Raw genomic sequence first — 242 nt, forward strand, 5'->3', positions numbered from 1 at the left:
GATGGATCATGCGCCGGGGCAGCGTCAGTTCGCGGAGATCGAAACCTATCGCACCTATTACATGCGCAAGCTGAAACTCAACGACGAAGAGTTTCGTTTGCATTGCGAACAGCGCATGGCAGACTCCGACGCCTATTCGGCCAAGCATCGCCGGGCGATTGCCGATATGTCGGGCGCACGCGGTATTGTTTTGGCAAGCCATGACGACGCCACCAGCGCTCACGTGGGGGAATGTACAGGTC

General features: G+C 57.9%; 1 pseudogene. It reads left to right on the forward strand.

Annotated elements, in window-relative coordinates:
• Positions 1–242, forward strand: a pseudogene (locus tag HWD93_RS18810) (alpha-D-ribose 1-methylphosphonate 5-triphosphate diphosphatase); the annotation flags it as partial.

Origin of the sequence: Curtobacterium sp. C2H10 (genome assembly GCF_025407985.1) — a bacterium.
Lineage (GTDB): Bacteria > Actinomycetota > Actinomycetes > Actinomycetales > Microbacteriaceae > Curtobacterium.